We start from the raw sequence: 7,731 nt of genomic DNA on the forward strand, positions 1-7,731 counted from the left end.
AGTGAGAGGTAAGTAGATAACGAACCCCTCACTCTCCTTATTATTATTTTAGAAGAAAAAAGCTGCCAAAGCAGCTTGAATTAATATTTATAATGTTATTTAATCTCTTTTAAATCTAGCCATTCAGAATATGTCAAAATGTTTAGTTCATCTTTTTTACTTACGACATAATTAACAATCGTTTTAAACTTTTCTGGATCAAAATTCATTTGAGCTTTATCAGCTTTTTTTTCAAATCGATGATTCGTAAATACAATTGATTGTTTCGTCTTAATTGCTAAGTCAATTTGATCTTTAACCCATGAAATGTCGGTACTAGGAAGTAAATTAATCGTACGGACTTCATATTTTTTGATATTGTTTGTTTGTATTCCATCCTTAATGGTACGAGCACTTCGATAATGTTCTTCCTGCAAAGTTTTCAAGGTATCTTGATTAAAAGACCCATATGGATAAACTGCGATATTACTTGCTCTTGTAAAACAGTGTTGATCAAGCCATTTACGTGCATCGTTTAATTCACTTTTTTGTTCTTGTTTTTTTAAACTTGCTAAATGTCGATGTGTATTAGTATGATTCATTAAATCCCAACCAGAACGATATAAAGTATTTAATTGACTTAATGACATGTATCCTTCAGTACCTATTTTCGAAGGAATGACAGCAATACTTCCTTTTACATCATTATCCTTTAGGATTTTAAAACCTTTCGTAAATTGCGTTTCCCATCCATCATCCATTGTAAAAATAATGTTAGCTTTATTTTTGTTTTTTTGTATTTCTTGTGGTGTTTGAACTTTACTTTGCAAATTTTTACAATTAGTAGTTTGCACCAAATTATTTTGTGGTTTAGACTCTGACAAATAAGATGCGCTACTTTTCATAAACGGATATGCTATCAAAAATGATGAAATTAGAACAGCATATACGATAACAAGTTTTTTATCCAACGTTCTTCATTCCTTTATCCTTTTCTAACTCATAAATCCTTCCGGATCGTGAAACTTTGTTCCAATCATTACGGTTTATAAAATAGGAAATAGTTCCAAATAGCACAAAAAATAATGTTACAAAACGATAGACAAATAAGTCTAAAATAATTGTAACCGTCAATCTGATCTTTTCTTTGCCTTTAAATTTAACGCCATAATAATTAGCCAAATACATAGCAAATAGACTATAAATAAAATTTAAAGATACAACTCCAAGCAGATAGAATAATAGTAGATTTTGAGCATGTCCTATATTTGTAAACAACATATAACCAAAATTAAAAAGCGTAAAATAGATAGCAACTGTACCTAATATAAAAGAATCGATTAGCATAAAGAAAGAAACGGTGCGAAATAAAAAGGTCTTTATAAGCATCGGAAAATAATAAATGACACAATCAATAAATGCCTTTTGCCAACGAATTCTCTGTTTAAATAAATCCTTCCACGTTTCTGGACACTCTGTATAGCATACAGCATTGGGTACAAAAACCATTCTCTTACCAGGATTTTTTAAAATGTATTGTTGGAATTTTAATGTAATGTCGATATCTTCACCTAAAGTCTTTCTATATCCACCAACTTTAAATAAAATCTTTCTATTAAAAACCCCGAATGCCCCGGAAATAACGGATAGTGCATCGAATTTCGCAAGTGAAACTCGATTAATATAGAATCCTTTTATGAACTCAAAAATTTGAAATCGAATGACATGATTAACCGATAAAGTACGCTCGATATTTTTTTCATTAAATTGGACACCTTGAAGAGGGTGCACCATTCCTCCTGCTGCTAATACATCTGGATCTTGGAAAACTTCATTCAAAACATGCAATGCGTCGTTTGCAAGAATACTATCTGCATCTAAAGTTACGACTAATTCATTTTTTGAATATTCGATTCCAGCGTTTAAAGCGTCATGTTTTCCACCATTTACTTTGTCAATTACGTAGACATTAGGGTAAATAGTCGATTTATAAAAGTTATTGATTTTATTACTCTTTAACTGATTTGATATTTTTCGCTCTTCTGGTGAAAGACGAAGAAGTTTATGCAAAATTTTCATGGTTTCATCTTGTGATCCATCGTTAATATAAATAACTTCTTTTGCTGAGTAATCTAATCTATTAATACCTTTTATAGCTGTTTCAATAATGCTTTCTTCGTTAAAACATGGTATGAGTATGCTAATGCTTTTATTAGATCGTACAATGTTTTGTTTTCGTTTCTTACGATTATAAAAGATTGGAAGTGCATTAATCATATGTAATATTGGGAAGAAGGTACATAAGAAAAGGGTGAGTATTGTAACAAATTGCATAATTAAATCTCCTTAAAACTTGTATTGTTATGAAAGATAATAATCAATTAGACATAACAAAATTAGATTTCTACTTTGATTATTTTAACGAGATTTTGGTTTATTTAATATGTTATTTTTTGAACAATTTATTTCAAAATGAATACTAACAATACAAATATTAAAATGTTTTATATATGAGAGGGAATTTCACATACCGTATTAAGTTTAGAATTAAATTAAGATACTTGAATTGATAGAAAAAGAAGGGGGTTATTGCTTAAAATTGCACTAATCTCTAAATGGGGGATTATTATTATGAAGGTGACATCGTTTTTAAAATGTATTTCCTTGTAGTGTATGACGAAAAACATCTATCATCTAGAAAATTGGTTATATGTATCAGTGGATTAAAGAGAATTAAAACCAATACGAGAAATTAATTAAGATAATAAACAAAACAGCCGAAAACCTAAATTCGATTCAGCTGTTTTGTTATACGTTATTTTAAATGAATATAAGTATTATCTAACAAATAATCCTACAATTGTTCCTGTTAAAACTGAACCTAGCGTAGCAACTAATAATACTTTTAATCCAAATTTTGCAAAAAGCTCTGATTGTTTTTTATCAATTGCAGCAATTGCACCATATATAATACCAATGGATGAAAAGTTAGCAAATGATACTAAGAATGATGACACAATCGCAACAGTTTTTGTTGATAAATTAGGAATGATTTTTTGGAAATCAAGCATTGCGACAAACTCATTTGCAGCGACTTTTGTACCCATAATTGATCCGGAACGTACTAATTCATCTGTTGGTATACCCATGATAAAAGCAACAGGTGCAAAAACATATCCTAAAATTTCAGTAAATGTCATTCCGATAATCGAATTGAATACGAAATTAATCATTGCAAGTAAACCAATGTAGGTTATTAACATTGCACCTACAATTAAGGCAACTTTACCACCATCAAGTGCACCGTTACCGATGGCTTCAAATAATGACTTTTCTTTAATCATTTCTTTGACATTAATATCTTCATCTTGTTCTGATGTAACAGGACATGCCATTGAAGAAAGAATTAAACCAGAGAACACATTGATTGGTAGTGCAACTAGTACATATTCAGGGGGGATCATTTGCATATATGCACCTAAGATCGAACAAGATACCGCAACTAACGAAGATGTAACGACAACAAATAATCGGTTAGGTGTTAGTTTATGTAATTCAGTTTTAACAGAAAGAATTGCTGTTGTATCACCGAAAACCATACTATTCACAGCAACGAATGACTCAATCTTTGGTAATCCTGTAACTTTTGCAACTGCACCACCGATATACTTAATTGCTAACGGTAGTATTCTTGTGTAAGTCAAAATTGATAATAATGAAGATACGAATATGATCATCATTAAAACATTAATCCAGAAATAACCCTTTGTCGATAAATCACCGAATACAAACGAAATACCTTCATTACCAAAAGATAAAACTTTATTAAAGAAGGAGACGATCTTTTGTAAAACTGTTCTTCCAATTGAGGTTTTTAGCATAAACCAAGCTAAAATCAATTGAACCACTAACATGATGGCAACAGCTTTATAGTTAATGTGCTTTTTATCATTAGACATTAGCCAACAAATAATAAGTATCAAGATAATGCCAATGATTGCGAAAATATATGACATTTATTTTCCTCCAAACTACAAAATCGTAGAATAATTTCTAATTTGCAATCTTATTGTTTCCAATCAATATAAAAATATCATTAAATAAAGTAAGGTTTATTTATATAAATAGCTGAACTAATTTCATGCCACCCCACACACCTATAATCCCACATATTGCTGAAAATACAGGTGGTGCCGGAATTGGTAATTTAATGAGAGTAAATACAACTCCAACAATTAAACCTGCGATTAAGCTCATAATTATTTCATGCATATTTACAAACTCCTTTTTGTTCAACACTTTTTTTGTATTACGATTGATACTTAATTAACTGACGATAGCCAATCTTCTCTGTTAATAGGGTATTATCCCCAAAATTCATAGCTAATACAAATTACTCCACTAAAGTAAACTTTTTTTCAAATCCAATGGTTGGTAGGTAAAAAGAATGTTATTAAAGAATATATTTGTAAAGAAAATTTTAAATCTTGATCACTTAGAATGTTTTCAAGTTGAAAGGGGCTTATGAATGAAACGATCGCTGTTGAAAGAAATTCATGATTTTACTTTATTTGGTGAACATGCAGATCATTTTGAATACTTAGCAAGTGGAAAAGATGGTGATGTTTACACTAGAGACAATTATGTAATAAAAGTATTTAAGGAAGACGGAAAAAGTCGAGATGACGGAATGAAACTTCACCTTCTAAAGCGGAGTATATACTATCCAAAAGTCCATGCATTTACGAATGATTTTATGGTAAGTGATCGAATATTTGGGGAAACTTTTTATCAATTAGATGGAAACAGTAAAAATTTACGTAAACAATATGAAACAGAAATTAATCAAGCGATCTTTGATGCTCAAAATGCGGGTTTAAACGCATTCGACTTACATAATCATAATTTAATGTTATCAAATGATGGCGAAGTACGAATTATTGACGTCGGACGATTTTCTCTTGAAGAAGAAACTCTCCAGCTAGGCATTTTTAAATCTATATTTGGAAGTTCCCATCGACGTAACCGAAAACATAAAAGACGTCATGACCACTCATCGTCAAGGCATCATTACAGACATTCTTCATCCTCTAGACGCCACCATCGTAGACATTCAAGTTCATATAGCTCTCACTCTTCGTAAATAAAATCCAGTTTTCTACGTAAAGGTGGATTTTCAGAGTGTTGAAATATAAAATGGTCAAAAGAGAAATCGGACATTAAATGAACAGTTATTTTATGATGAAATTATTGATGAATGTTTTAAGAATGGAATATGTTAATATGTTTGACCATTTTCATGATTCCAATAACTCTAATGATGATTTTTTCAGAAGTTAAATTATGAGCTAATTTTTAGAAAAACAATTTAAATATTGATTAGTTTGATTAATGTTCGATATTAATTGACCTACAAGCAGATTAATATACTACAGGTAGGTTACTCTAAGTAAAGGCAATTTGATTATGGTTTATTGTAGACTTTTTTTGATTGAATAAGTTGATTGGAACTAAAGGGGTGCTCGACTCCTATGGGATTAGCGGGAAGGCTNNTCCTTTTACGAAAATTTGGTATTTTAATTGACAAGGTTGTTTTTCATCAGCGTAAAAATCCACCTTTCTACTAAGGTGGATTTTTTGTCAATTGCATAAGTTAATACTGAATGGAAAAACTAACCAATAATATTAATTGTATTATTGGAGGGCAAAATGTATAAATCAATCGTATCGTTTATGCTTTTAATAGTTCTTGGTTTTTCCTTCGATCATTTTATGGTGGCAGAGGCAAGTGTATTTACAAAAGAAATGCTAAAAAAAGAAATCGAGAATTACGGAGAAAAAGTAACTAACAAAATCCCGGCATCGTATAGTAAAGAAGATGCGCTAAAAAATGGAGATATATTAATAATAGGAAGAACAACTAACCATAATGTACGGATTCAAAAATTTATTAATAATGTAAAAAATAAGAAGCCTGACTTTATTCGATTTGTTGAATTTACTTCAAAGGGTGATCCAGTGATTACCGAATACCAATATAATGGAAAATTAATATACTATCGATTTGATAGTTCAAGGGATCGAACAGACCGATATCGAAAAGGTACATTTGCGATGAGTAAATTTGTTACAGGACCAAAAGTATTAGAAGACTATTGCCAAAAGTTGGTCGTAAATTCAAATACTTCATATTTAACAAATTGTTATCATTTTGATAAGGTGGAATTTTAATTTTAAATTTAAAAAAACGTCGGTTAAAAAATCGGCGTTTTTTGTGTTTTAGTTAATAATAGTAAATGAAATTTCATTCACCGTAATTTATATACAAAAGAATTTTACTACTTTAAATTCAAGATTATTAATAAAACTGAATCAACAGCAATTCAATCACAAAAATTTCACGTACCGTAATATATTCCTTAAATTATTTCTTTTAACGATAAGATGGACAAAAAGTTCCAAACTAAACTATAATTTTTACATATAACTAATAAAACCACTGTGAAAATCTGGAAATAAAAATGATTCACCAAAGGAGTAAATAAAATGACAGAAAATATAGTTCAAAATAAGAAAACTGAGTTAATAAAATACATACCTCCAAAAGGAGAATTTACAAGATTTTTGTCTGATGAGGATTATTTAGAAAAAGGACGATCTTGGGGTTTATTTAATAAAAATCCAAAACATGATTTTTTATTCAAAGGTCAAGACTTTCAAGTAAATGTAAAGCTTGTTGGCTATGAAACTTATGGGGTTACAGATGAGTATCATACAATAATTATTGAATTTGAAGATGGCAATTTAACATGTATTCATCCTGCTTATTTAAAAGAAATGCAATCTCCAAGCTTTAAGAAAGTATACACAGTTGGTGAAAGTGATACGAAGAATAGTGAAGAGAAGAAATCAGAATCAGATACAGTAACAAAGTCAAAAGAAAGTACTTCTAAAGCAACTACAAAGAAAAAAGTTGAAAAGAAAGAGGAAGTTTCAATTACACTACCAACTGATAAATCACATTTTAACGGCACGATTAAAGAATTTAGTACAAAATATAATCATTTTAATGATAGTGAAGAAGAGATTGTAATTTGGGAAAACGTGGCCGTCAAAGGAGACCAGGATTTAGTAATTGGAAATGCTTGGTGTTCATTAAGCAAAACTTTAAAAACAGCTGAATTAGAAGTAGGTAAATCTTATCAATTTGATGGGAAAGTAGTTGATAAGAAACTAAACAAAGAAGTTAAATATAAACTAAATAACCCTTCAAAAGTTGTTGAGATTTAAATTTAGATCAAGAATAGAAGTTTCAAATTTACTTGCGAATTGAAAAAAGCTAACTAGTTCAGTTAGCTTTTTAAGAGTGTTGTAATATAAAATTGTCAGTTGGGAAAACGAACTTTAAATGAACATTTATTTAAAGATGAAATTATCATTTTTGGATAATCTATTTATAGTTTTAAATGTTAAACTGTTTTTCCACCATTTCTAGTAATGTTTTTTCATAGGTTAAAAATTTATGAGTTAATTTTATAGAAAAACAAATACAATTGATTAGTTTAAATTAATTTCGATCTTAATTTACCTACAAACTGATTAATAAGCTTTTAAGTTACTAAAAGTAAAGGCTATTTGATTAAGTTTTTTTGTATACTTTTTTTGATGAATGAGTTGATTGGAACGGAGGGGTGCTCGACTCCTATGGGATATGCGGGAAGCCTGAGACCCCGCAGGCTCGCCGAGGAGGCT

7 protein-coding genes are annotated in these 7,731 nt (G+C 29.8%); 3 read left to right on the forward strand and 4 right to left on the reverse strand.

Annotation, left to right across the window (positions count from 1 at the left end; genetic code table 11):
* Positions 1-95: 95 nt before the first annotated feature.
* From COE53_RS22595 to COE53_RS22610, 4 genes are all read right to left on the reverse strand, one after another.
* On the reverse strand, positions 96-950 hold the full coding sequence (locus COE53_RS22595) for a polysaccharide deacetylase family protein (RefSeq protein WP_069032188.1): 855 nt from the start codon (positions 948-950) through the stop codon (positions 96-98).
* Positions 943-2,313: a glycosyltransferase family 2 protein gene (locus COE53_RS22600; protein ID WP_091021228.1), complete on the reverse strand. Its 1,371-nt coding sequence runs from the start codon at positions 2,311-2,313 to the stop codon at positions 943-945. The genes COE53_RS22595 and COE53_RS22600 overlap by 8 nt, the downstream gene beginning before the upstream one ends.
* Positions 2,314-2,816: 503 nt before the next feature.
* Complete coding sequence (locus tag COE53_RS22605; protein ID WP_069032190.1) at positions 2,817-3,995, reverse strand: NupC/NupG family nucleoside CNT transporter; 1,179 nt, start codon at positions 3,993-3,995, stop codon at positions 2,817-2,819.
* Between the two features lie 100 nt (positions 3,996-4,095).
* On the reverse strand, positions 4,096-4,251 hold the full coding sequence (locus COE53_RS22610) for a XapX domain-containing protein (RefSeq protein WP_025671048.1): 156 nt from the start codon (positions 4,249-4,251) through the stop codon (positions 4,096-4,098).
* Positions 4,252-4,507: 256 nt separating this feature from the next.
* Here COE53_RS22610 and COE53_RS22615 point away from each other — a divergent pair, with 256 nt between their 5' ends.
* The 3 genes from COE53_RS22615 to COE53_RS22625 all read left to right on the forward strand — a co-directional run bounded on the left by COE53_RS22615 (position 4,508) and on the right by COE53_RS22625 (position 7,269).
* The gene (locus COE53_RS22615) at positions 4,508-5,122 is read left to right on the forward strand and encodes a protein kinase family protein (protein ID WP_098948761.1); all 615 of its coding nucleotides are present in this window, start codon (positions 4,508-4,510) and stop codon (positions 5,120-5,122) included.
* A 566-nt stretch (positions 5,123-5,688) separates the two neighbouring features.
* Complete coding sequence (locus COE53_RS22620) at positions 5,689-6,210, forward strand: DUF4362 domain-containing protein (RefSeq protein WP_098948762.1); 522 nt, start codon at positions 5,689-5,691, stop codon at positions 6,208-6,210.
* Positions 6,211-6,525: 315 nt separating this feature from the next.
* Positions 6,526-7,269 carry a hypothetical protein gene (locus tag COE53_RS22625; RefSeq protein WP_091021233.1) on the forward strand — a complete coding sequence of 248 codons (744 nt, stop codon included), beginning with the start codon at positions 6,526-6,528 and terminating at the stop codon, positions 7,267-7,269.
* Positions 7,270-7,731: the final 462 nt, after the last annotated feature.

Source organism: Bacillus sp. AFS029533, from assembly GCF_002585125.1.
GTDB classification, from domain to species: Bacteria; Bacillota; Bacilli; order Bacillales; family Bacillaceae_G; genus Gottfriedia; species Gottfriedia luciferensis_B.

Bases quoted from the DNA above. Each gene is read 5' to 3' on its own strand.
- COE53_RS22610 (WP_025671048.1), bottom strand. From the start codon at position 4,251: ATGCATGAAATAATTATGAGCTTAATCGCAGGTTTAATTGTTGGAGTT.
- COE53_RS22605 (WP_069032190.1), bottom strand. From the start codon at position 3,995: ATGTCATATATTTTCGCAATCATTGGCATTATCTTGATACTTATTATT.
- COE53_RS22620 (WP_098948762.1), top strand. From the start codon at position 5,689: ATGTATAAATCAATCGTATCGTTTATGCTTTTAATAGTTCTTGGTTTT.
- COE53_RS22615 (WP_098948761.1), top strand. From the start codon at position 4,508: ATGAAACGATCGCTGTTGAAAGAAATTCATGATTTTACTTTATTTGGT.
- COE53_RS22600 (WP_091021228.1), bottom strand. From the start codon at position 2,313: ATGCAATTTGTTACAATACTCACCCTTTTCTTATGTACCTTCTTCCCA.
- COE53_RS22625 (WP_091021233.1), top strand. From the start codon at position 6,526: ATGACAGAAAATATAGTTCAAAATAAGAAAACTGAGTTAATAAAATAC.